Genomic DNA, 378 nt, shown 5'->3' with positions numbered 1-378 from the left:
TAAATTCTCGAAGTTACCGCCTGAGGCGCTGGTGATGCTGGCACTGACTTGGCCGGCATCGAGGTACGGGTTGTCGCCGTGGGTGGCAACCGCAACGCTGCCGGAGGTCTGGTTGGCGGCGATGGTTATGGCCTGCCCGTTGCTCAAGGTGACGGTCACTGGAGACTGTGCGGCATTGGTCAGGGTCGCGGTGTACACGATCTGACCGCCCTCGGCCACGGTTGGCGTGGCGGTGAGGGTGACGGTGGTGGTGTCCTGGACATCGGTCACCGTGGTGGTGACGGGAGCCTTGTTTGCCACCAGGTTTTCATAGTTACCGCCAGACACGTTGCTGATGCTGTTGCTGACGGCCGGATGGCCCTGATAGACGTCGTTGGA

At 61.9% G+C, this 378-nt stretch carries 1 protein-coding gene; it reads right to left on the bottom strand.

Annotation, left to right across the window (positions count from 1 at the left end; all coding sequences use genetic code 11):
- Positions 1–378 (bottom strand): immunoglobulin-like domain-containing protein (locus ACLEJU_RS28745; RefSeq protein WP_440776790.1); only part of this gene is annotated, 378 nt, incomplete at both ends.

This window comes from Pseudomonas sp. SMN11 (assembly GCF_052041945.1).
In the GTDB taxonomy this organism is placed as follows: Bacteria; Pseudomonadota; Gammaproteobacteria; order Pseudomonadales; family Pseudomonadaceae; genus Aquipseudomonas.
This window is presented reverse-complemented; position numbering and strand designations above follow the sequence as displayed.